We start from the raw sequence: 22,937 nt of genomic DNA, 5'->3' as shown, positions 1-22,937 counted from the left end.
CCCCCTTCGCCATGACCGCCATGACCGCCGGACCGTCACCGCGACTCGGGCGTTTCCGACGGGCCCGGGCGCCACGGTGGCTGCCGGTGTGACGGGATCGGCGTCCCGGTCCGTGAGAGGGCCGCTCGTTCGTACCGTGTTCATCTGCTTCAATGAGTTCCATGGCCAGCCTTGAGAACCCCGCGACAGGTCGCAGCGACCTTGAGCCGTTCTGGCCGTCCCGGCAGCACCACGACTTCGACCGGGAGTGTTGCCGCGCGGTGACCGCGCAGGCCCTCTGACGCCGCTTCGCCGGCCTCGGCCCACGCGCACGACGTACGTCCGTCCTCTCGACACGACGACTTCCTCCGCGCGAAAGAGAACTGATCTCTCATGGCGAACTCCCGCCCCATTTCCAGCGTCCCCGCCGTTTCCGCCGTCCCCGCCGCTCCCGCCTTCGGCGGGCCCGACGCCGCCGCCAGGACCGCACGCCACCGGCTGCGGTCCATCCACCGCGACGAGATCCCGCACCGCGACGAGGCCCCGCCGCCCCTCGGTCTCGCCGATGTCACCGGCTTCCTGCCGCCGGGGGCCACCTGGCTGCCCGCGCCCCAGCACAGCCTGCCCGGTCTGCCGGGCCGTCCGCCGATGGTCGGCTATCTCGTCCTCGTACCGGCCGACCAGCACCCGCCCGCCGCACTCGCCCCGACGCCCCAGCCCGCCGACGGCGCGGGCTCCGGCGCGGGGGCGGGCCCGGTCCGTATCGATCCGGTGGAGCGCAGTGCGCTGGTGGCGGGGCGGGCGCTGGAGCTGACCTATCTGGAGTTCGAGCTGCTGGCGCATCTGGTGGCCCATCCGCACCGGGTGCACTCCCGCGATCAGCTCGTGACGACGGTGTGGGGCTACGGCCATGTCGGCGACGGCCGGACCGTGGATGTCCATGTGGCCAGGCTCCGCCGCAAGCTGGGCCCGGAGCACCGCGACACCATCCGGACCGTACGGCGGGTGGGTTACAAGTACGCCCCGTGAGCCGTGGTCCCGGCCCACCCGACCGGGACCGGGGCCGGGGCCGGGTCCCACGCGCCCCCACCCAGGTCCGGGTCCACGCGCCCCCGCCCAGGTCCGGGTCCACGCGCCCCCGCCCAGGGCCGGGCCCGGCGCCCCGCCCGGGCTCTGCTCCTGGCAGAAGGGTGGGCAGGGCGGCGGGCGGGAGGGCAGAGTCGGGGGTATGAGACTGCTGGTACTGGGTGGAACCGAATTCGCCGGACGCGCCGTCGTGGAGAGCGCCCTCGCACGGGGCTGGGACACCACGGTGTTCAACCGGGGACGGCACGCCCCGCCCCCGGGCGTCACCGCACTGCGGGGAGACCGCACCGAGCCCGGCGGGCTCGACGCGCTCAGGTCCCCCGAGAGCGGCGAGTGGGACGTGGTGGTGGACACCTGGTCGCTGGCGCCCCGGGCGGTACGGGACACGGCGCGGCTGCTGGCGGGGCGGGCCGGACGGTATGTGTATGTGTCGAGCTGTTCGGTCTATGCCTGGCCGATGGCCGCCGGGACCGACGAGACGGGCCCGGTGGTCGAGGGGTCGCCGGACGACGAGGACGTCCCGTACGCGGAGACCAAGCGCGGCGGTGAGCTGGCCGCGATCGACGCGTTCGGCGACGAGGGATCGCTGCTGCTGCGGGCGGGCCTGATCATCGGGCCGTGGGAGAACATCGGGCGGCTGCCGTGGTGGCTGGGCAGGATCGCGCGCGGCGGGCCGGTACTGGCTCCGGGGCCCCGGGACAGTCCGATCCAGTACATCGATGTGCGTGACCTCGCCGACTGGGCGCTGTCGGCGGCCGAGGCCGGTCTCGGGGGCGCGTACAACATGGTGAGCGAGCCGGGGCATACGACGATGGAGGAGCTGCTGACGGCCTGCCTCCGGGTCACCGGATCGGCCGCCGAGCTGCGCTGGACCCCGCCGGACGTGATCATGGCCGCGGGGGTCGAGCCGTGGACCGAACTCCCGGTCTGGGTCCCGCCGGTCGAGGCGGCCGAGCTGCACAACGGGGTGTACCGGCTGGACGTCGCCAAGGCCATGGGCGCGGGACTGCGCTGCCGGCCGATCGGCGAGACCGTCGCCGACACCTGGTCCTGGCTCCAGTCGATCGGCGGCACCCCGCCTCCGCGCCCGAACCGCCCCGGCCGCTCGAAGGCGCCGGGCCTGTCCCCGGAGGTCGAGGCGAAGCTCCTCGCGTTGTAACGCCTCCCCGCCCGCCGGCGGTGGGCCCGGCCCGGGAGGACCACCCATCGGGCCCTGGAGGTGGGGGGGCGTAACCCTTCGGGCCGGGGAGGTGGAGGCGGAACCCCTCGGGCCCCGGAGGGTGGAGGCGGAACCCCTCGGGCCCCGGAAGTGGAGGCGGAACCCCTCCCCCGGTAGCGCCCGCTCCTGCCCGCCGGCGCCGGGCCCGTCCCCTCATCCGGCGCCGGGCCGCGCGGCCCGTGGTGGTGCCAGCTACACCCCCGGTCCGGTGGCGGGGCCCAGTGCCCCCGCCGGACACCCGGGACACACTGGGGGCCGGGCGGAACACCGCCGCGGGGAACGCCGAGGGGAATGCCATGAAAGCGACAGCGACGAGGACAGGTGCCACCTTGGTGGCCGGTGCCCAGGGACTCGCCCTGGCGCTGCTGGCGCTGGTCGGATCGATCACACTCTTCGTCCTGGCGGTGGTCTCCATCGCCCTGATCCCGATCGGTGTGGGCGTCTTCACCACCCCGGCCCTGCTGCTGCTGGTGCGGACGCACGCCCATCAGCGCCGGCTGCTGGCCGCCCAGTGGTCCGGTATCCGGATTCCCGCCGCGCACCGCCCCTTTCCGCCCGATCTGCGCACCGGCATCACCGGGCAGGTCGAGCGCTGCGCCCTGCTGCTGAAGGACCCGGCGACCTGGCGGGATCTGCAGTGGCTGCTGGTGGACATGACGGCAGGGGCGGTCGTCGCGCTCCTCACGCCGACGCTGCTGGCCCACGGTCTGTTCGGCGTGCTCCTCGTCATGGGCCTGTGGGCCCCGATCGTGGCGGTCGACGACCCGTTCTGGTATCTCTTCGTCCCGGTCGGCGGCTGGGGTACGGCCGGGGCCGCCGCGCTGGTCGGCACGGTCCTCATCGCCATCGCGGCCACGACAGGCCCCCTGCTCGTACGCACCCACTTCCGGCTCGCCTCATCGGTGCTCGTGCCCACCCGGCAGGAGGAGCTGGAGCAGCGCATCGACCGGCTCACCGAGACCCGGCACGACGCCCTGGACACCTCGGCGGCCGAGCTGCGCCGCATCGAGCGGGATCTGCACGACGGCGCGCAGGCCCGGCTGGTCGCCATGGGGATGAACCTCGGCACCATCGAGGCACTGATCGAGAAGGACCCGGCGCGGGCGAAGGAGCTGCTCTCCAAGGCCCGGGAGTCCTCCGCCGAGGCACTGACCGAGCTGCGCGATCTGGTCCGGGGCATCCATCCGCCCGTGCTGGCGGAGCGCGGGCTCGGCGACGCGGTCAAGGCGCTCGCCCTGCGGCTGCCGGTGCCCGCCGAGGTGGATGTGGAACTGCGGGGCCGCGCGGACGCCCCGGTGGAGTCGGCGGCGTACTTCGCGGTCAGCGAGACGCTCACCAACGCGGTCAAGCACGCGGGCGCGAACCGGATCTGGGTGGACATCAGCTACACCGGCGGCGCGCTGCGGATCTCGGTCACGGACAACGGCGGTGGCGGCGCGTCGATCGGTTCCGGGTCCGGGCTGAGCGGGGTCGAACGCCGGCTCGGTACATTCGACGGCGTCCTGGCCGTCAGCTCTCCCGTCGGCGGCCCCACCATGGTCACCATGGAGATCCCTTGCGAGTTGTTCTAGCCGAAGACCTGTTTCTGCTGCGGGACGGTCTGGTGCGCCTGCTGGAGGCGTACGACTTCGAGATCCTGGCCGCCGTCGAGAGCGGGCCCGAGCTGAGCAGCGCGCTGGCGGATCTTGAGCCGGATGTCGCCGTGGTCGACGTCCGGCTGCCGCCGTCCCACACGGACGAGGGCCTCCAGTGCGCACTCGCCGCGCGCCGGGCCCGCCCGGGGCTGCCGGTGCTGGTGCTCTCGCAGCATGTGGAGCAGTTGTACGCGCGGGAGCTGCTCGCCGACGGCGCCGGCGGGGTCGGCTATCTGCTCAAGGACCGGGTCTTCGACGCGGACCAGTTCGTCGACGCCGTACGGCGGGTGGCGAACGGCGGGACGGCGATGGATCCGCAGGTGATCTCCCAGCTGCTGTCCCGGCGCTCGCAGGACCGGCCGATGGGCCGGCTGACCCCGCGCGAGGTGGAGGTCATGGAGCTGATGGCGCAGGGCAGGTCCAACGCCGCGATCGCCGCCCAGTTGGTGGTGACCGAGCGCGCGGTGGCCAAGCACACGTCGAACATCTTCGCGAAGCTGGGACTGCCGGTGTCGGACGACGACAACCGGCGGGTGCTGGCGGTGCTGGCGTATCTGGACCACGGCTGAACCGCGTCCACCCCTGTGGACCGACCCGGGCGCGGCCCGCGCTCGGACACGCTCCCGGGTCCGGACCCGGGTCGGGACCGGTCCGTATCTCCGTATCCTCGTATCCCTGCATCTCCGCATCTCCGCATCTCCGCCGCAAAGAGGTGCATAACTGGACATGACGAACCGGGCGTCCGCATTCGCTCGGTCTCACCTGGTTTGCCGATGGAGTTTTCTACGAATTCCCGCCCGGGCTGAACACTCGCCCCAGCCCGGTCCGTATGGAACGGCGCGCTTCTCCCTCTGCCGGGACCGCATGATTCAACCCAATCCCCCGGCAACGAAGCAGAGGAGTTCCATGGGACGCACATCAAGGAAACGTTCGACTCTGGCGAACAAGGCGATCGTGGCCTCGCTCGCACTGATCATGGGCGGGGGTGGGCTCGTAGCGGTCAATGTGTACGCATCCGCGAGCGAGGACCAGCCAGGACCCGGGACTCAGTGGACCGGGAATGCCGGACGGCAGATATCCACCATCGACTGCCCGGAGGTCGCCGACGCGCTTCCTCCCGAGATGCCAGGTGAGGCGCGTGGAGAGGTCGACCGTGCATTGGCGGCGATCGACAGCCAGATCACCGACGCGTACAAGCTGTTCGCCGATCAGAAGGACCGGGTCCAGCGCGATCCCGAATACGGCGAGAGCGCCGTTCTCGCGCCGCTGAGAGACAAGCGGCAGCAGAGCATCGAGCAGATCGCCGCGGCCATCGGCAGAATCGCCGAACGGCCGCAGGGCATGGAGAAACTGGCCGGCTGCACTCTGCGCGCCGATGACACCAACAGCGTCAAGGACGACGACAACGGCCAGAACGGCGGCCAGAGCGACGGTCAGAACGGTGGCGAGAACGAAGGCCAGGGGAACCAGGACCAGAACGGGAACAGGAACGGCGAGAACAACCAGAACGGCCAAGGCGGCCAAGACGGCCAGGGCCAGAACGGCGGCAACGCGGACGGCGGTCAAGGCGGCGGTGACGCCAACGGCGGACAAGGCGACGGCGGACAAGGCGACGGCGGACAGGGGAACGGCCAGGGCGGCGGCCAGGCGGGCAACGGCCCCGAGGCGTCCGACTTCGTCGACATCCGCTCCGTCCGGCCGAATGTGAAGACCCCGCGCCAGGGCCGCGGAGCCTCCCGCGGCACCTTCGCCACCAGTTGCGGTGTGAACGCCAACGGTCTGTTCAACCCCGACAATGTGATCGTGGCGCCCGGGGTCTCCAACGGCGCCCACCATATGCACGACTACGTCGGCAACCAGGCCAATGACGCCTTCGCCAGCGACGACGACCTCCGCCGGGGCCGCACCACCTGCCGCAACCGAGGCGACCGGTCCTCCTACTTCTGGCCCGTGCTGCGCCTCCAGAACGGTGCCGACGAAAGCGACGCCAACGACGACGGCGGCGGCAAGGACCAGAATGTCGGCGAGATCCAGACCCCGGCCCAGGTCACGATGAACTTCGTCGGCAGCCCGGCCGGCAAGGTGACCGCCATGCCGCGCCTGCTGCGCATCATCACGGGCGACGCCAAGGCGTTCGTCAACGGCCCCGGCAACGCCAACGCCTCCTGGAGCTGCACCGGATTCGAGAACCGGCAGCTCAAGGACAAGTACCCGATCTGTCCGCAGGGCAGCCAGGTCGTCCGTACCTTCAAGTTCCAGAGCTGCTGGGACGGCCGGAACACCGACAGCGCCAACCACCGCACCCATGTGGCCTTCGCGGACCGGAACGGCCGCTGTGCCAGGGGGTTCAAGGCGATCCCGCAGCTCGTCCAGCGGATCGTGTACGACGTGCCCCCGGGGCCCGGCTTCGCGGTGGACTCCTTCCCGGAGCAGCTGCACAAGCCCGTCACGGACCACGGTGACTTCATCAATGTCTTCGACCGGAAGCTGATGAACCGGATGGTCGGCTGTATCAACAACGGCCAGAAGTGCAGGTGATCCGGACCGGCCGGACCTGACCCCTGACCGGGCCGGGTCCGGCCGTTCGGCTGTGCCGGAACGCCCCGTATACGCCCCCGTACCCGCGCGGTCAGCTCCCGTGGCCCTCGTGCCCCTCGCTCCCACCGCTGTCGCCACTGCCCCCGCCGTCACCGCTGCCCCCGCCGTCCCCCGAGTGGTGCTGTGAGCCGGTCTCCACCGAGCCCCCGAGCCGGCCGCGCAGCGCGGCGACGACCTTCTCGTCGCCGACCGCGACCCAGCGGCGGCCCACCAGATAGCTGCCGCCGTAGTCGTTGGCCTCATTGATCCATTCGCGCTGGCCACGGTCGGAGGCGAAGGTGGTCAGCACATATTTTCCGTCGCCGGTGGCGCAGTTCGCCTGGCGCAGTTCCTGCGCGTCCGTCTGGATGTTCGGCTCGCACTGCGCGCGCTCGGCGAGCTGCTCCAGGGTGCCCGTGGCGGTCTCGGGTGCCTGGGCACCGGTCCCGGGGGCCTGGTCACCGTCGCCGCCACGCCCATCGCCGTCACCGCCCGAGGAACACGCGGCGGCCAGCGCGAGCGTCACAACTACCAGTGCGGCACGGCCCGTACGGCCCGCGCCCGTCCTTGTCCTGGTCCGCATCCGGCCATCGTGCCTCGTTCGCGCCCTTCCGCGAGGCCGAACGCCGAGTAACCTGCGCCACGCACGCACCGGCTGTGACGTGGGTAACACGGAGGCGCTGATGTTCGAGCTGTCGAGACGTACGGTACTGGGTACCGCGGGAGCGGTCGGGGTGGGGACGGCCCTCGGGGGGCACGCCCCCGCCGCCACCGCCACAACCGCCCAAGCCCCCCTGGTGGCCGGCACCGGCCCGGCCGGCGCCGCGCTGCGGCGGCTGCTGCCGGGCCACGCCGGCCAGTTCCGGCTGCGGATGCTGGACGGCGGGCCCGACCGGTTCAAGGTCACCGGCACCACCGGCCGGATCGAGGTCGCGGGCACCACGCCCGCCGTGATCCTCACCGGGGTGCACTGGTATCTGAAGTATGTCTGCCGGGCGCATATCTCCTGGTCGGGCAGCCAGCTCGACCTCCCGGCGAAACTGCCCGCCCCGCGCCGGGCGCTGGAGCGGTCGGCGACCGTACCGCACCGGTTCGCGTACAACGACACCCACGACGGCTACACCGCCCCGTACGCCGACTGGGCCCGCTGGGAGCGGCTGCTCGACGTCCTCGCGCTCCACGGCTGCAACGAGGTCCTGGTGACCCCCGGTCAGGAGGCCGTCTACCACCGGCTGCTGATGGACTTCGGCTACTCGGACACGGAGTCCCGCACCTGGCTGCCCGCGCCGTCGCACCAGCCGTGGTGGCTGCTCCAGAACATGAGCGAGTACGGCGGTCCCGTCTCCCCCGCCCTGCTCCGGACCCGCACCGAGCTGGGGCAGAGGATCGTCGGGCGGATGCGGGAGCTGGGGATGCACCCGGTGCTGCCCGGCTACTTCGGTACGGTCCCGGACGGCTTCACCACCCGCAACCCGGGCTCCCGGGTCATCCCCCAGGGCACCTGGAACGGGCTGCGCAGGCCCGACTGGCTCGACCCCCGTACCCCGGTCTTCCCCGAGGTCGCCGCCGCCTTCTACCGGCATCAGCGGGAACTCTTCGGCACGGCCGGCTTCTTCAAGATGGATCTGCTGCACGAGGGCGGCACCGCCGGGGACGTCCCCGTCGCCGACGCGGCCCGCGCGGTGGAGACCTCGCTGCGGACCGCCGCCCCCGATGCCACCTGGGTGATCCTCGGCTGGCAGTCCAATCCCCGCCCGGCGCTGCTGGACGCCATCGACACCAGCCGGGTGCTGATCGTCGACGGACTCTCCGATCTGGACACCGTCACCGACCGCGACACCGAGTGGGGCGGCGCCCCGTACGCCTTCGGCACCATCCCGAACTTCGGCGGGCGTACGACGATGGGCGCGAACACCGACCGGTGGACCGCGAAGTTCACCGCCTGGCGCGACCGGCCAGGCAGCGCGCTGGTGGGCACCGCGTATATGCCGGAGGCCGCCGAGCGCGACCCGGCGGCCCTGGAGCTGTTCAGCGAACTGGCGTGGCGGAAGGAGCGGATCGACCGGGACGCCTGGTTCACCGAGTACGCCACGATCCGCTACGGCGGCGAGGACGAGGACGCCCGCGACGCCTTCGCCGCGCTCGCCGCGACCGCGTACAAGCTGACCAGCACCGACGGGCGGCCGTACGACTCGCTGTTCCTGCGCCGGCCGAGCCTCACCTCGTCCATCGGCACGGCCTTCGATCCGGCCGCCTTCGACCGGGCGCTGGCGGCGCTGCTGGAGGTGGACGAGTCGCTGCGCGACTCCGACGCCTACCGGCACGATCTGACCGATGTGGCCCGGCAGGCCCTGGCGAACCGTTCGCGCACCCTCCAGCTCCCGCTGCGGGCGGCGTACGCCACCAAGGACGTAGCCGCCTTCCGCGCCCTGTCGGCGCTGTGGCTGAAGCTGATGCGGCTGAGCGACACGATGGCCGGGTGCCACCGGGCGTTTCTGCTCGGGCCCTGGCTGGAGGACGCCAAACGGCTGGCGACCAGTCCGGAGGAGGCGGTGGAACTGGAGCGCACCGCCCGGGTGATGCTCACCACCTGGGGCGACCGGGTGGTGGCGGGGCAGCTCAGCAACTACGCCAACCGCGACTGGCACGGACTGATCGGCGATGTCCATGTGCCGCAGTGGGAGACCTATCTGAACGAGGTCGCCACCGCGCTGGCGGAGGGCCGGGCGCCCAAGTCCATCGACTGGTATCCGGGCGAGGAGGCGTGGACCAGAGACCGGCGGGCCTATCCGGTGAAGCCGACCGGGGACGCCCATCGCACGGCCCGCCGGGTGCACGACACCCTGGCCACCGCGCCCTACCAGGGCTACGCGACGGTCTCCCTCGATCCGCCCGCCTTCACCCCCGGCGGCTCGGGCACCCTGACCGCCGCGTTCCGCAACCTCAACGGGCTGCGGGCCACCGGCCGGGTCGACTTCGCGCTCACCGCGACCGGTCTGTCGCCCCGGCCCGAGGGCGCGACCTCGCTCGACCGGGTCGGCCCGGGGTCGACCGGCGCGGTCTCCTGGCGGGTCACCGCCCCCGCCGAACCGCTCACCGAGCCCCTCAAACCCCTGCCGTACGCCCTGTCGACGCAGTACGGCCCGAGCGGTCAGGACCGGGTCTCGGTCACCCAGCGGAGCGCCGTGCACATCGCCGCGCCGCTCGATCCCGCGTGGCGCACCTTCACCAGCAACGCGGCGGTCTTCGGCCAGCTCGGCGACCGCTTCGCCGTCAACGGCGCGGGCAACGACCTGTGGCGCGGTACCACCCACTTCGGCACGGCCTACCGCGAGGGCGCGATGAGGCCGGGCACGACGGTCGTCCTGCGGGTCGACTCCCAGGACAACACGGGCTCGTGGGCGCGCGCGGGCATCGTCGTACGCAACAGCCTCGCCACCCAGGGGTCGGCGGGCTTTGTGAACCTGGCCGTCACCCCCGGGCAGGGCGTCGCCCTGTCCTACGACTCGAACGGCGACGGCACCCTGGACACCTACCGCCGGGTGACCGGCGTACGGGCGCCCGTACTGCTCCGGCTGGTCCGTGGCCAGGGCGCTTCCTTCACCGGATCGTTCTCCCTCGACGGCGGCACCACCTGGCGGACCGTGGGCACGGTAACGGCCCCCGGGTCCGCCGCGATCCAGGACGCCGGTCTCTTCATGACCGCCATAAACGGTGGCAGCGGCGCCCGTGGCACCGTCCACTTCAGCGCCTGGTCCCTGGTGTAATCAGAACCCGACCTATAGAACAAGTGAGCGCACCCCAGTCGGTAGGCTGTTCATATGACGACCGGGGTGCGCCGCAGGATGGGCGTGGAGGAGCGCAGACAGCAGCTGATCGGTGTGGCGCTGGAGCTGTTCAGCGCCCGCTCCCCCGACGAGGTCTCCATCGACGAGATCGCCTCGGCCGCCGGCATCTCCCGGCCGCTCGTCTACCACTACTTCCCCGGCAAGCAGAGTCTGTACGAGGCGGCTCTGCGGCGGGCGGCCGATGAGCTGGCCGGGCGGTTCACCGAGCCCCGCGAAGGCCCGCTCGGGGCGCGGCTGCTGCGGGTCATGGGCCGCTTCTTCGACTTCGTGGACGAGCACGGGCCCGGATTCTCCGCGCTGATGCGCGGCGGCCCGGCGGTGGGCTCCACCACGACGAACGCGATGATCGACGACGTCCGGCAGGCCGCGTACGAACAGATCATGTCGCACCTGGAGATCGAGACGCCCCCCGCGCGGCTCACGCTGGTGGTGCGCTCCTGGGTGTCGCTCGCCGAGTCGACCGCGCTGCTGTGGCTGGACGGGCGGCAGATCCCCCGCGCCGAGCTGGAGTTGCAGCTCGTGCACGACTTCGCGGCGCTGTGCGCGGTGAGTGCGGCGTACGACGACGAGATGGCGGCGGTCGTCCTCGGGCTGCTGGACGGCGAGCCGGCCGAGGGGCCGTTCGGTGAGCTGCTGGGCCGGCTGCTGGCGATCGCCCCCACCGCGCCGGCCCAGGTCCCCGCCCCGCGCACGGCGTAGCGGCGAGCCGCCCCGGGCGGACGCCCGGGCGGGCGGCTCATGGCCCGGAGCGCGCCGGTCCCGCACCCGGGCCCCGGGGACACGGGGAGGTCACAACCGGGCGATCTCTCCGTCTTCTTTGCGCAAGGTCTTCTCACCACGAGTCGCCGGGCTGTTAGCTTCGCGCCGCGACGGCCCGGGGCGGACGGCCGCCGCGACCGGACCGGGCGCTTCGTGTCCGTATCCGCGCGGCGTGCGTTGACCGGAAGGTAGGGGGGAATCATCCCCATACATAACAGCACGACCCGTATTTGATGACTTACAGGGGCGCATACATGACCCAGCAGCTCGCTTCCACCCTCCGCGACCAGCCCCCCGCACCCGCGGCCGGCTGGTGGCGGGACGCCGTCATCTACCAGGTGTATCTGCGCTCGTTCGCCGACAGCGACGGGGACGGCATCGGCGATCTGCGGGGCGCCCGCGCGCGGCTGCCGTATCTCGCGGGGCTGGGCGTCGACGCCGTATGGCTCACCCCGTTCTATGCCTCGCCGCAGGCCGACGGCGGCTATGACGTCGCCGACTACCGGACGGTGGACCCGCTGTTCGGGGACCTGTCCGACGCGGACGATCTCATCCGGGAGGCGCACCGGCTGGGCCTGCGGGTCATCGTCGACATCGTGCCGAACCACACATCCGACCAGCACGCCTGGTTCCGGGCCGCGCTCGCGGGCGGCCCCGGCGCCCCCGAGCGGGAGCTGTACCACTTCCGTCCCGGCCGGGGCCCCGGCGGTGAACTGCCGCCCAACGACTGGGAGTCGGTCTTCGGCGGCCCGGCCTGGACGCGCACCGAAGCGGGCGACTGGTATCTGCATCTGTTCGCGCCCGAGCAGCCTGATCTCAACTGGGAACAGCCCCGGGTGCACGAGGAGTTCGAGTCGATCCTGCGGTTCTGGCTGGACCTGGGCGTCGACGGATTCCGGGTCGATGTCGCGCACGGCATGGTCAAGGCGGGGGGCATGCCGGACATCGGGATGCGCGAGCAGGCCAAGATGATCGGCGCCCAGGTGCTGCCGTTCTTCGACCAGGACGGAGTGCACGAGATCCACCGCTCCTGGCGCCGGCTGCTCGACAGCTACGAGGGCGAGCGCATCGGCGTCGCCGAGGCGTGGGCGCCCTCCCCCGAGCGGCTGGCGCTGTACGTACGGCCCGACGAACTGCACCAGGCGTTCAACTTCCAGTTCCTGACCTGCGCCTGGGACGCGGCGGCGATGCGGAAGGTGATCGACACATCACTGGCCGCGACGGCCTCGGTGGGCGCTCCCACCACCTGGGTGCTCTCCAACCACGATGTCGTACGCCACACCACCCGCTACGGCGGCGGGGCGCGGGGCCTGCGCCGGGCCAGGGCGGCGGCGCTGCTCACCCTCGCGCTGCCCGGCTCCGCGTATGTCTACCAGGGCGAGGAGCTGGGACTCGAAGAGGTCCGGGACCTCCCCGACGCGCTCCGGCAGGACCCGGCGTTCTTCCGGGGGGACGGCCAGGACGGGCTGCGGGACGGCTGCCGGGTGCCGCTGCCCTGGTCGGGCGCCGCCGCACCGTTCGGATTCGGCCCGCGGGCGAGCTGGCTGCCGCAGCCCGCGTCCTGGCGCGAGCTGTCGGTCGAGGCGCAGAGCGGCGACGAACGGTCCACGCTGGAGCTGTACCGCTCGGCGATCGCCCTGCGCCGGGAGCTGCCGGGGCTCGGCGACGGCCCCATGGAGTGGCTGCCGGGTCCGGACGGACTGCTGGTCTTCAGCCGTCCGGGGCTGGTCTGCGCCCTGAACACCCTGGCCACGGATGTGGAACTGCCCGCGCCGGGGCGTCCACTGGTGTCGTCGGCAGCGCTGGAGTCCGGCGGCGGGACGGTGCGTATTCCGGGCGAGACCTGCGTCTGGTGGGCCCTGTGACCCGTACGGACCCCGCCGGATCCCTGACTCAGAAGCCGGGGAGGGGTCCTCCGTAGGATGGAGCGGGTGCGCCGGGAACGGGACCGAGGGATGATCGGTGGGTGGGTGCGCATCTGGCAGACTCTTGTCCCATGGGTGAAGCGACCGCGAAGACTTTGACAGGCCGGACGGCCACCCCGTCACCCATGGCGGACGAGGCGGCAGGCGCACCGCGTTCCCGCGCCGCCCGGTTCCGGGAGCTGCGCTCGCCGCGCCGCCCCCGGATCTGGTTCGAGGTCCTGCTGATCGCGGTCAGTTACTGGACGTACTCACTGATCCGCAACGCGGTACCGGAGCAGAAGGCCCAGGCCGTGCGGAACGCGGACTGGCTCTGGGACGTCGAGCAGGCCATGGGCCTGGCGTTCGAGCACTCGGTCAATCACGCCGTGAATTCGGTGACATGGCTGATCGTGTCCATGAACTACTACTACGCGACGCTGCACTTCATCGTGACGATCGGCGTCCTGGTGTGGCTGTACCGATGGCATCCGGGCCGGTACGCGGCGGCGCGGCTCGCCCTGTTCGCCACCACCGCCGTGGCACTGGTCGGTTACTACCTGTATCCGCTCGCACCGCCCCGGCTGATGCACGACCTGAGGTTCATCGACACCGTCATGGTCCATGAGACCTGGGGTTCGATGGCGTCGGGCGATCTGAAGAACATGTCGAACCAGTACGCGGCGATGCCGTCGATGCACATCGGCTGGTCGCTGTGGTGCGGGCTGATCATCTTCGTCGTGGCGTCGGCGCCGTGGGCGAAGATTCTGGGACTGCTGTACCCGGTGGCGACGCTGGTCGTCATCGTCGCCACGGCGAACCACTTCTGGCTGGACGCGGTGGGCGGGATCATCTGCCTGGCCTTCGGCTTCACGCTCTCCTACCTCTGGTACCGGGCCCTGCCGCACCGGCTGCCGCGTCTGCCGGGTTCGATGCGGAAGCGGCCGGGCGGGTCGGACACCTCGGGCCCGCCGCCTTCGGCGGACCAGACAGACCAGGCGGACCAGCCGGACCGTTCAGCCGAATCCGGCCGCCCCGCCGAACCGGAGAAGCCGCGCCCGGCGCGCGTCTGAACGGGCCCCGGGCCCCCGTCCCCGGGCGCACCCGCCCGTCCATCCGTGCGCCGCCGCGCCACCGTCTTCTCCGTCAGCCGTGTATCCCCTGAGCGGGGAGCCGGTGTTCCCGGATCACACCGAGATCGAGCGTGGTTTCCGCCAGCACATACGGGCGGACCGCCGCCGTCTCCTCCCCGCGCAGCGGCAGCAGGCTCTCGGCGGCGTACGGCGAGGGCGGGCCGGACCAGCGGTGTTCCCGCGCGGGCCGTGGATGCCAGGTGGCCACCGGCCCGGGGAGGGATACGTCGCGTTGGCGTCGCACTCGACGGCGTCCCCCGGGGTGGCGTCGCTTTCGCTGACGTCCCTCAGGGTGGCGTCCTTCCGGAGGGCGTCCTTCAGGGCGGGCTCCTTCCGGAGGGGACAGCAGGTTCAGCGCCCAGAGCAGGACGCGGCAGACGGCATGGCGCATGACAGGGTGCTTTCGTCGCGTGGGCGGGCGCTTATGACGTGCCACGGAGGTGTGCGTCGATTTCGGCCCTGAGTCGGTCGTACTCGGGGCTGGCGAGGATCGCGTCGTACTCCGGGTCACAGAAAGCGAAACTGTGTCCGCCGGGATGCTCGCTGAATAGCGTGCACGCGTCATTCTCGCCGTCCGGCTTTCCGTTGTCGGCGGGGCAGTCCGGCAGTACGGCTACGCATTCCGGTTCGCACCCGCTCTCCCACCGCACCCAGACCTCACCCCGGCCGGCGTCCTTCAATTCGTGTACCAGATCGAAATGCGGCCCGTCCGCATGCTCTTCCATCGCACACCGCAACCCGGTCACCACTTCCAGCGGATGCGGCCGTTCCCCGGGCGCGATTTCCAGCACCAGCGCCAGCAGCCGAAGAGGAAGGGTCGCGGTCACCGCACAGACCCGCCGGACCTCCCCGTTCACCACGGTCGTCATCTCACAGCCCCCAGCGGCTCTGCGCGTTGACCTCGGCGACGGCGGCGCTCATCGCGTCGGACTGCGCGGCCGGACTCAGGTTCTCCGGAATGGCCTCCCATTCCGTACCGCCTTTCAGCGACCAGAGCAGGATCAGCCCTCCCCTGGCACCCACGACCCGCCCCACGCACATTCTGGCCGCGTCCCTGACAACATCGCCGATCGTCGGCTCAAACGATGTTCCCCTTGTCATGACTTTCCGCGCCTTTCTCTGGGCAGTTCACTCTGTGTGGCCCTAGAGTTGCGCTGTGCGCTTCGGCGCAACAGGTGGGACGCCATGACACGACGAGAGTCATGAAAGGCGGTGCACGCATGACCGCAGAGACCGATGGACCGGACCCCGCGACCTCACTACTCGCCTTCTTCGGCTGCGAGTTACTCCGAATTCGAACAGCCGCCGGTCTTTCGCAGGAAAAGCTGGCGAAGAAGGCCCATACGACCCAGTCGATGCTCAGCAAGATCGAGGCGGCGCGGCGGGTGCCGTCGAAGGACCTGGCGGAGGATCTGGACCGAGCGCTGGGGACGGACGGGCACTTTGGGAGGCTGTACCCGCTGGTCATCCACCATGCGTATGCATCGTGGTTCCTGCCGTTCGTTCAACTGGAGCGGGACGCCACATCAATCCGGTCCTTTCAGGGCCAGGTCATCCATGGTCTGTTGCAGACGGAGGAATACGCCCGCGCCATGCTCAGTGCCGTGCGGGCGGACAACCTTGACGACCTGATCGCCGCCCGGATGACTCGTCAGAGTCTCTTTGAGCGGGAGGTTCCGCCCCGCCTGTGGTTCATCGTGGACGAACAGGCTCTGCTCAGGCCCATCGGCGGAGCGAAAGTGATGCGGGCGCAGCTTGAGCGCCTACTTCAGGCAGGCGAGAAACCCCGCACGGTGATCCAGGTGATCCCACGGAGCGTCCCCGCCCACGCTGGCCTTGCGGGGCCCTTTACGGTGATGAGCTTCGACGAAGGCCCAGATGTCCTCTACGCGGACAACTTCTCACAAGGCAGCATTGTGCTTGATACGGCGGAGGTGAGGGCCGCCTGCCATGCCTATGATCTGCTCAGGGCCGTAGCCCTGTCGCCCGAGGAGTCGGCCGAGCTGATCGGCGTACACCTGGAAGGACTGAAGCAATGATCCGCGCAAGCGAGCTGCCCGTCATATGGCACAAGAGCAGTTACAGCAGCACCAACGGCGGCAACTGTGTCGAGGTGGGCGCGAGCACACTTCCTGTCACCTGGCGCAAGAGCACCCACAGCAGCACCAACGGCGGGGAGTGCCTTGAGGTCGGCGAAGGCATCGCCCACGTCGTCCCCGTCCGCGACAGCAAGAACCCCCACGGTCCGGCCCTGATGTTCGAGTCAGCCGTGTTCACGTCGTTCGTATCCGCTGTCCGGCGAGGGCGGTTCGGGAACGTCTGAGGCCCCGGCCCGCGTGGCGGCCCGACTGCTCAGGCCGCCCGCTGGGCCGAGGTGACCTTCGCGGCGAAGGCGTCGAGGTTGGTCACGGTGCGGGTGATCCGTTCCTCAAGGGTGAGGCTCTCCTCGTACTGGTTGGTCCGGAGCTGGGGCTGGCGCTTGCCCCGGACATAGAGCGAGCAGGCGAGATCGGCGCACAGATACGTACCCACGGTGTTGCCGTCCCGGCCTGCCGGTCCCGCGAGCGGGGCGACCAGGAGGGAGACGCCGGAGGAGGCGTGGCCGGTCAGACAGATCCGGCACAGACTGGACTTGACCGCGCTGGTGTTGCCCGCGCCGGGAACACGCAGGGTGATGCCGATCGGGCCGGTCTCACGGGGGATGACGATATGTGCCCGCAGCCGGGCCCCGGGGTCGATCCAGCCGAGGAAATCCAGGTCCTGCCAGGGCGTTTCGGCGAAGTCGAGGGGGAGCCGCATACGGCTCGCCTCGCCCTTCGAGCAGTTCACGAAGCACGAGCGGATCTGTTTCTCGGTGAGCGGGTCCACGGGACGGACCGTACACAGCCCAGGTGGCACAGTCATCCCGTTTTGGGTGCGTCACCGTCCGCACACCCCGGGCCAGCCCCGCCCCACCGGTCAGCGCAGCGCCGCGAGGACCCTGGCGCGCAGGATCTCGTTCTCCAGGCTGTCTGCGGGTAGCCAGGCCGCAGCGGTCACCTCCTCGGTTTGCAACTCGCCGACGTCGGCGGAGGTGCGGAAGAGGAACCTGAAGTCGAAGTGCCGGTGGTCCGGCTCACCCTTGGCGGGGTTGGCGGGAATGGGGTGGGCGTCAATGTGCACGGGACGGCGTCCGGCCGGAATGACGGCCAAGGCGGGGATACCGGTCTCCTCCGTCAGCTCACGCCGTGCGGCGGCGAGGAGGCTCGTGTCCTCCGGCTCAAGGTGACCGCCCGGCAGGAGCCAGCGGTTCAACGCGAGGTGCCTGATGTGGAGCACACGCCCCGTGGAGTCGGCGAGAATCGCTCCGGCGGTGGCATGGCCCCGGAACTCCTCGCGGCTGGCGAGATCGGCGCCGGCTTCGAGGAGGGCCGGGATGACCGCGAGCCGCTCCTTGTCGTCTGGATGCGCATCGAGGTAGCCGTCGAGCGTCTCGCGGATCTGGTCGGGGGTGATGGGCACGGGCAGGTCTCCTCACCGGTTGAAGTAGTCGAGCCAGGTCCCGGCGATGGCGGCGCGGTCGGTCGGGTTGACCTCGTGCATTCCGGGGGCGAGGCTGCCGCGTGCGAGTGCGGCGGACGCGGCGAGTGTCTCGGCCTGCACAAGGAAGATGAAAGGGCCCACGCTGGCGCCGTGCAGGAAGTTGACGGCGTTGCCGCCATTGAGCAGGTACACGTCCGGTAGCCCACCGAGTTCGAGTTCGTCCTCGCTGCTGGTCACGGTGGCCACGTGCCCACTCAGGAGCAGTGCGTGCTGCTGAAGCTGCCCAGTGGCTTGCCGGTGCTGCGAACCCTGCGCGTCGTGTACAGCGACGGCAACCGTCCCATCGAGGCCACGGTGATGGTCAAGGCAGGCCATCTCTACGAGGTGCAGTACGAGTTCACCTCAGACTGATCGTCGCCGCATGTTCAATTCTGGCCATTGTTGAGATTTTTAGCTGATCACATAGGCAGCTATTGACAGACATAAACATGACCATGAACCGTCTGGGGTGTTTGCGCCTGACATCTATCTCTGGGAGGACATCGTGAAGTTCCGCAAGTCCGCCGCCCGCGCCACCGTCGTCGGCATCGCCACCCTGGCCGCGTTCGGCGCCGGAATGTCCACCGCGTCGGCCGGCACCACCCAGTCCATCCGTACGGAGCGCGCCGGGGCGTACTTCTACGACTGGGGCGACCAGCTCCGGGTGTCCGACTACAAGAAGGACGGTCTCGGTGCCCGGGCCTATCTGACGTGGGGCAGCAACAAGGCTTCGGTCCACGCCAACGGGGGGGTGAACGACTCCGCCGAGAAGGACCTCAACCTCAAGGAGGGCACGACGGTATGGCTCACGCTCTGCTACACGGACAAAGGCGAGGACGTGCAGTGCAGCGCGCCGCAGAAGGGCGTCGCCTGAGCGCCGCCCCTCGGCCCCGCGCCGGATCATCGGGCTGAAGGCCGGGCCACGGGCTCACGCGCCGTAGAAAAGCGTCTCCATCACCGCGCGGGCGCGGCGGGTGGTGCGGCGGTAGTCGTCCAGCATGTCGCCGACGTGGCCGGGGCCGTAGCCCAGGTAGCGCCCCACGGCCGCCAGCTCGCGCCCGTCGGACGGGAAGGTGTCACCGGCCCGGCCCCGTACCAGCATCACGCCGTTGCGGACCCGGCTCGCCAGGACCCACGCCTCGTCCAGTGTCTGGGCGTCCTCGGTGGTGATGAGGCCCGCGCTGTGGGCGGCGGCGAGGGCCTCGCGGGTGCGGGTGGTGCGCAGGCCGGGTTCGGCCCAGCCGTGGCGCATCTGGAGGAGCTGGACGGTCCATTCGACGTCGCTGAGGCCGCCGCGGCCGAGCTTGGTGTGCAGGGTGGGGTCGGCGCCGCGCGGCATCCGCTCGGACTCCATGCGCGCCTTGAGGCGGCGGATCTCGCGTACGGCGTCGTCCCCGAGGCCCTCGGCGGGATAGCGCAGGGGGTCGACCAGGTCGATGAAGCGGGCCCCCAGTTCCGGGTCCCCGGCCATCGGGTGGGCGCGCAGCAGGGCCTGGCTCTCCCAGACGAGGGACCAGCGCCGGTAGTACGCCTCATAGGAGGCGAGGGTGCGGACGACCGGCCCGCTCTTGCCCTCGGGGCGCAGATCGGCGTCGATGAGGAGCGGCGGATCGGCGGTGGGGAGCTGGAGGAGGCGCCGCATCTCGGTGACGACGGTGCTCGCGGCGCGCGCGGCCTCCTGTTCGTCCACCCCGTCGCGCGGCTCGTGGACGAAGAGCACATCCGCGTCGGAGCCGTATCCCAGTTCGTGTCCGCCGAAGCGCCCCATGCCGATGACGGCGAACCGGGTCGGCAGCTCGTCGCCCCAGCGTTCCCGTACGGCGGCCCTGAGGGCCCCGGCGACGGTGGCCGCGTTCAGGTCGGTGACGGCTCGGCCGACCTGGTCGACCAGGGCTCCCGGGTCGGCCTCGGCGGGGCTCTCCTCGGTGCCGTAGGAGCCGATGAGGTCGGCGGCGGTGGTGCGGAACAGCTCCCGGCGGCGTACGCCACGGGCGGCGGCGACCGCGCCCCCGGCGGTGTCGGCGCGGCCGACGGCGGCCAGGATCTCCAGTTCGAGATGGTCGCGGCGGCGGGGCCGGAGACCTTCGGGGTCGCCGAGGATGGCGACCGCCTCGGGCGCGCGCAGCAGCAGATCGGGGGCGAGGCGGCCCGCCGACAGGACCCGGGCCAGATTCTCCGCCGCGGCGCCCTCGTCCCGCAGCAGCCGCAGGTACCAGGGGGTCTTGCCGAGGGCGTCGGAGACCTTGCGGAAGCCCAGCAGTCCGGCGTCGGGGTCGGCCGAGTCGGCGAACCAGCCGAGCAGCACCGGCAGCAGGGTCCGCTGGATCGCGGCCTTGCGGGTGACACCGGAGGCGAGGGCCTCCAGATGGCGCAGCGCGGACGCGGGGTCGGCGTATCCGAGTGCCTCCAGCCGCTCGCGGGCGGCCTGGGTGCTGAGCCGGGTCTCGCCCGAGGTCAGCTGGGCGACGGCGTCCAGCAGCGGCCGGTAGAAGATCTTCTCGTGCAGCCGGCGGACGACTGAGGCGTGCCGGCGCCACTCCCGGTTCAGTTCGGTCACCGGGTCGGTGCGCAGTCCCAGCGAACGGCCGAGCCGCCGCAGATCGGCGTCGTCCTCGGGGACGAGGTGGGTGCGCCGCAGCCGGTAGAGCTGGATGCGGTGTTCCATGGCGCGCAGAAAGCGGTACGCGTCATCGAGCTGCGAGGCGTCGACCCGGCCGACATAGCCGCCCTCGGCGAGCGCCCTGAGGGCTTCCAGGGTGTTGCCGCTGTGCAGGGTGGGGTCGCTGCGGCCGTGCACGAGCTGGAGGAGCTGGACGGCGAACTCGACGTCCCGCAGTCCGCCGGGCCCGAGTTTGAGTTCGCGCTCCACATCGGCGACGGGGATGTTGTCGATGACGCGGCGGCGCATCTTCTGTACGTCGGGGACGAAGTTCTCCCGTTCGGCGGCCTGCCACACCAGGGGGGAGACGGCGTCGATGTACTCCTCGCCGAGCACCAGGTCCCCGGCGACCGCGCGGGCCTTGAGCAGCGCCTGGAACTCCCAGGTCTTCGCCCACCGCTGGTAGTACGCGAGATGGCTGGACAGGGTCCGCACCAGCGGCCCGTTGCGTCCCTCGGGCCGCAGATTGGCGTCCACCGGCCAGATGGTGCCCTCGACGGTGGTCTCGGAGCAGATCCGCATCAGATGGGAGGCGAGCCGGGTGGCGGCCTGGAGCGCCGCGTTCTCCTCCTCGTCACCCGCGGGTTCGGCGACGAAGACGACATCCACGTCGGACACGTAGTTCAGCTCGTGGCCGCCGCACTTGCCGAGCGCGACGACGGTGAGCCGGCAGCGGGCGGCGTCGTCGGGGGCGGCCGTACGGGCGATGGCGAGGGCCGCGCGCAGGGTGGCGGTCGCGAGGTCGGCCAGTTCGGCGGCGGTCTCGGCGACCTCGGTCGTACCGCAGACGTCGCGGGCCGCGATGGAGAGCAGACAGCGCCGGTAGGCGACCCTCAGGGCGACCGGGTCGGCGGCGTCGGCGAGGCAGCGTTCGAACTCCTCGACACCGGGGTGCAGATCCGCCGCCTCGTAGGTGGCGAGCGCCCGCCAGTCGCCGGGGTGCCGGGCGAGATGGTCCCCGAGCGCCTCGGACGCGCCCAGCACCCCGAGGAGGCGGTCGCGCAGGGGCTTGGCGGTGACGAGGGTGTCGAGGAGTTCGCGCCGGTCGACGGTCCCGGTGTCCGGCTGTGCCTCCACCAGGCGTACGAGACCGCGGAGCGCGAGATCGGGGTCGGCGACCGCGCCGAGCGCGTCGAGGAGTACGGGGTCGGTCCGTACGGACGCCATGGCCGGGAGGTCGAGAAGCCGCTCGGCGCCGCCGGGGTCGGTGAAGCCATGCCGCAGCAGCCGAGTGAACGTACTGCCCCTGCGTCCCGGCACAGCTCTCATCCCGCCGTCTCCTCGCCCTGTCCTCGTCCCGACCCCGGACCGGCTCGTGGCGGCCTCGCCCTGCGATCAAGACGTGTGGCACCGAGACTAGCCGCAGGGGCGCGAGGCGGAACCAGGAGATCCGCGCCGGACCGATGAGTCCCGGGAGCGCCCGGGGTCGTCACTGGGACGACCCGAAGGACCTGCCGAGAGGGAACCATTTCATGAGCGACACCATTCCGCGGACCGAGCTGGACGCGCGCTACAGCAAGGAGGAGGCGACGGCGTGGGAGTGGTCCGACGCGGTCGCCAGGCTGACGGCGGCGGAGGTCTTCTGGCTGTCGACGGTACGGCCGGACGGACGGCCGCATGTCACCCCGCTGATCGCCGTCTGGCAGGACGGCGCGCTGCACTTCTGCACGGGCGCCGACGAGCGCAAGGCCGTCAATCTCCGGGCCAACCGGGAAGTGGTGCTCACGACGGGCGGCAACGCCCTGAGGGAGGGCCAGGACCTGGTGATCGAGGGTGAGGCGGTACGGGAGGGCGACGACGCGCGGCTGCGGGCGCTGGCCGGCGCGTTCCTCGACAAGTACGGCCCGGAGTGGACCTTCGAGGTCCGTGACGGGATGTTCGTCGGCGACGGCGGACCGGCCCTGGTGTTCCGGGTCGAGCCCCGGACGGCGTTCGGCTTCGCCAAGGCCCCTTACGGCCAGACCCGCTGGCGCTTCCCCCGGCTCCCCGAGCGGTAGTTCACCCGAAAGGAAAAGGAAGCTCGCGATGGAACTGACGCTTGAGATCATCACCATTCCGGCCACCGACCTGGACCGTTCGAAGAAGTTCTACGAGGAGGGCTGCGGCTTCAAGGTCGATCTGGACCAGGAGGTGGCTCCCGGAATCCGGGTGATCCAGCTGACCCCGCCGGGATCCCGCTGCTCCGTCAGCCTGCTCAGCGGCTTCCCGGACAACCCGGGGCAGCCCGCGATGACTCCGGGCACGCTCCAGGGCCTTCAGCTCTGTGTGACGGACCTCGCGGCGGCTCGGGCGGCGCTGGTGGAGCGGTCGGTGGAGGTGAGCGCGATCCAGCACGTGGGCGAGAGCGGCTGGGAGGACGGCCCGGGCGGCGAGTGGAACTCCTTCCTGTTCTTCAAGGACCCGGACGGCAACGGCTGGGCGATCCAGGAGGCACCGTCGCCGCTGTCGGAGCGCTGAGGTCTCCGGTCGCCGCTGTCGCTGAGGTCTCCGGTCGCCGGGGTCTCCGGTCGCCGCTGTCGGAGCGCTGAGGCGGCCGGGACCGGCGTTGCCGGCCGGCGGCTGCCGCGCGGCAGCGCGCGGG

The 22,937-nt window shown here is 71.2% G+C and carries 21 protein-coding genes and 2 pseudogenes; 15 read left to right on the top strand and 8 right to left on the bottom strand.

The window, feature by feature from the left end:
- Nucleotides 1-372: 372 nt before the first annotated feature.
- The 5 genes from ACWF94_RS08510 (at nt 373) to ACWF94_RS08490 (ending at nt 6,456) form a co-directional block, all read left to right on the top strand.
- Nucleotides 373-1,008, top strand: a complete 636-nt coding sequence (locus ACWF94_RS08510) for a winged helix-turn-helix domain-containing protein (RefSeq protein WP_453485986.1) — start codon at nt 373-375, stop codon at nt 1,006-1,008.
- Between the two features lie 199 nt (nt 1,009-1,207).
- Nucleotides 1,208-2,224, top strand: a complete 1,017-nt coding sequence (locus ACWF94_RS08505) for an SDR family oxidoreductase (protein ID WP_453485984.1) — start codon at nt 1,208-1,210, stop codon at nt 2,222-2,224.
- Nucleotides 2,225-2,580: 356 nt separating this feature from the next.
- Nucleotides 2,581-3,855 carry a sensor histidine kinase gene (locus tag ACWF94_RS08500; protein WP_453485982.1) on the top strand — a complete coding sequence of 425 codons (1,275 nt, stop codon included), beginning with the start codon at nt 2,581-2,583 and terminating at the stop codon, nt 3,853-3,855.
- On the top strand, nt 3,840-4,487 hold the full coding sequence (locus ACWF94_RS08495; protein ID WP_453485981.1) for a LuxR C-terminal-related transcriptional regulator: 648 nt from the start codon (nt 3,840-3,842) through the stop codon (nt 4,485-4,487). Before ACWF94_RS08500 ends, ACWF94_RS08495 begins: the two co-directional genes overlap by 16 nt.
- A 337-nt stretch (nt 4,488-4,824) precedes the next feature.
- Nucleotides 4,825-6,456, top strand: a complete 1,632-nt coding sequence (locus ACWF94_RS08490; RefSeq protein ID WP_453485979.1) for a DUF1996 domain-containing protein — start codon at nt 4,825-4,827, stop codon at nt 6,454-6,456.
- Nucleotides 6,457-6,547: 91 nt separating this feature from the next.
- On the opposite strand, the gene ACWF94_RS08485 is transcribed toward ACWF94_RS08490, so the two are convergent.
- A complete protein-coding gene (locus ACWF94_RS08485) occupies nt 6,548-7,078 on the bottom strand; it encodes a hypothetical protein (RefSeq protein WP_453485978.1) in 531 nt (176 codons plus the stop codon).
- Nucleotides 7,079-7,178: 100 nt separating this feature from the next.
- Between ACWF94_RS08485 and ACWF94_RS08480 the strand changes: the two genes are divergently transcribed.
- The 4 genes from ACWF94_RS08480 to ACWF94_RS08465 all read left to right on the top strand — a co-directional run bounded on the left by ACWF94_RS08480 (nt 7,179) and on the right by ACWF94_RS08465 (nt 14,076).
- A complete protein-coding gene (locus tag ACWF94_RS08480) occupies nt 7,179-10,262 on the top strand; it encodes an alpha-N-acetylglucosaminidase (RefSeq protein WP_453485976.1) in 3,084 nt (1,027 codons plus the stop codon).
- Between the two features lie 54 nt (nt 10,263-10,316).
- Entirely contained in the window at nt 10,317-11,042 is a 726-nt protein-coding gene (locus ACWF94_RS08475; protein WP_453485975.1) for a TetR/AcrR family transcriptional regulator, read from the top strand.
- 314 nt (nt 11,043-11,356) lie between these two features.
- Nucleotides 11,357-12,967: a glycoside hydrolase family 13 protein gene (locus ACWF94_RS08470; protein WP_453485973.1), complete on the top strand. Its 1,611-nt coding sequence runs from the start codon at nt 11,357-11,359 to the stop codon at nt 12,965-12,967.
- Between the two features lie 131 nt (nt 12,968-13,098).
- The gene (locus ACWF94_RS08465) at nt 13,099-14,076 is read left to right on the top strand and encodes a phosphatase PAP2 family protein (protein WP_453485971.1); all 978 of its coding nucleotides are present in this window, start codon (nt 13,099-13,101) and stop codon (nt 14,074-14,076) included.
- 73 nt (nt 14,077-14,149) lie between these two features.
- Here the strand turns inward: ACWF94_RS08465 and ACWF94_RS08460 are convergent, their stop codons facing one another.
- The 3 genes from ACWF94_RS08460 to ACWF94_RS08450 all read right to left on the bottom strand — a co-directional run bounded on the left by ACWF94_RS08460 (nt 14,150) and on the right by ACWF94_RS08450 (nt 15,237).
- On the bottom strand, nt 14,150-14,380 hold the full coding sequence (locus ACWF94_RS08460; RefSeq protein ID WP_453485969.1) for a hypothetical protein: 231 nt from the start codon (nt 14,378-14,380) through the stop codon (nt 14,150-14,152).
- A gap of 178 nt (nt 14,381-14,558) precedes the next feature.
- Entirely contained in the window at nt 14,559-15,005 is a 447-nt protein-coding gene (locus ACWF94_RS08455; protein WP_453485967.1) for a hypothetical protein, read from the bottom strand.
- 1 nt (nt 15,006) lies between these two features.
- Complete coding sequence (locus ACWF94_RS08450; RefSeq protein WP_453485965.1) at nt 15,007-15,237, bottom strand: hypothetical protein; 231 nt, start codon at nt 15,235-15,237, stop codon at nt 15,007-15,009.
- Nucleotides 15,238-15,356: 119 nt separating this feature from the next.
- Between ACWF94_RS08450 and ACWF94_RS08445 the strand changes: the two genes are divergently transcribed.
- On the top strand, nt 15,357-16,175 hold the full coding sequence (locus ACWF94_RS08445) for a helix-turn-helix domain-containing protein (protein ID WP_453485963.1): 819 nt from the start codon (nt 15,357-15,359) through the stop codon (nt 16,173-16,175).
- Nucleotides 16,172-16,459: a DUF397 domain-containing protein gene (locus tag ACWF94_RS08440; protein ID WP_453485961.1), complete on the top strand. Its 288-nt coding sequence runs from the start codon at nt 16,172-16,174 to the stop codon at nt 16,457-16,459. Before ACWF94_RS08445 ends, ACWF94_RS08440 begins: the two co-directional genes overlap by 4 nt.
- 29 nt (nt 16,460-16,488) lie before the next feature.
- Here ACWF94_RS08440 and ACWF94_RS08435 read toward each other — a convergent pair whose 3' ends face one another.
- From ACWF94_RS08435 to ACWF94_RS08425, 3 genes and pseudogenes are all read right to left on the bottom strand, one after another.
- A complete protein-coding gene (locus tag ACWF94_RS08435) occupies nt 16,489-17,004 on the bottom strand; it encodes an FBP domain-containing protein (RefSeq protein WP_453485960.1) in 516 nt (171 codons plus the stop codon).
- Between the two features lie 90 nt (nt 17,005-17,094).
- Nucleotides 17,095-17,637 (bottom strand): NUDIX hydrolase, encoded by a 543-nt coding sequence (locus ACWF94_RS08430; RefSeq protein WP_453485958.1) that lies wholly within the window; start codon nt 17,635-17,637, stop codon nt 17,095-17,097.
- Between the two features lie 12 nt (nt 17,638-17,649).
- A pseudogene (locus ACWF94_RS08425) lies at nt 17,650-17,907 on the bottom strand (adenosylhomocysteinase); the annotation flags it as partial.
- Between ACWF94_RS08425 and ACWF94_RS08420 the strand changes: the two are divergent.
- Nucleotides 17,905-18,069 (top strand): annotated as a pseudogene (locus ACWF94_RS08420) (UTRA domain-containing protein); the annotation flags it as partial. The pseudogenes ACWF94_RS08425 and ACWF94_RS08420 sit on opposite strands and share 3 nt — an antisense overlap.
- Before the next feature lie 97 nt (nt 18,070-18,166).
- The gene (locus ACWF94_RS08415; protein WP_453485956.1) at nt 18,167-18,571 is read left to right on the top strand and encodes a hypothetical protein; all 405 of its coding nucleotides are present in this window, start codon (nt 18,167-18,169) and stop codon (nt 18,569-18,571) included.
- Between the two features lie 54 nt (nt 18,572-18,625).
- On the opposite strand, the gene ACWF94_RS08410 is transcribed toward ACWF94_RS08415, so the two are convergent.
- The gene (locus tag ACWF94_RS08410) at nt 18,626-21,625 is read right to left on the bottom strand and encodes a bifunctional [glutamine synthetase] adenylyltransferase/[glutamine synthetase]-adenylyl-L-tyrosine phosphorylase (RefSeq protein ID WP_453485954.1); all 3,000 of its coding nucleotides are present in this window, start codon (nt 21,623-21,625) and stop codon (nt 18,626-18,628) included.
- Nucleotides 21,626-21,828: 203 nt separating this feature from the next.
- On the opposite strand from ACWF94_RS08410, the gene ACWF94_RS08405 reads away from it, so the two are divergent.
- Nucleotides 21,829-22,353 (top strand): pyridoxamine 5'-phosphate oxidase family protein, encoded by a 525-nt coding sequence (locus ACWF94_RS08405; protein ID WP_453485952.1) that lies wholly within the window; start codon nt 21,829-21,831, stop codon nt 22,351-22,353.
- 28 nt (nt 22,354-22,381) lie between these two features.
- A complete protein-coding gene (locus tag ACWF94_RS08400) occupies nt 22,382-22,813 on the top strand; it encodes a VOC family protein (protein ID WP_453485951.1) in 432 nt (143 codons plus the stop codon).
- The last annotated feature ends 124 nt before the right edge of the window (nt 22,814-22,937 follow it).

Source organism: Streptomyces sp. NPDC055078 (genome assembly GCF_053607985.1).
The sequence above is the reverse complement of the archived record's forward strand: the minus strand, read 5'-3'. Positions and strand labels throughout refer to the sequence as shown.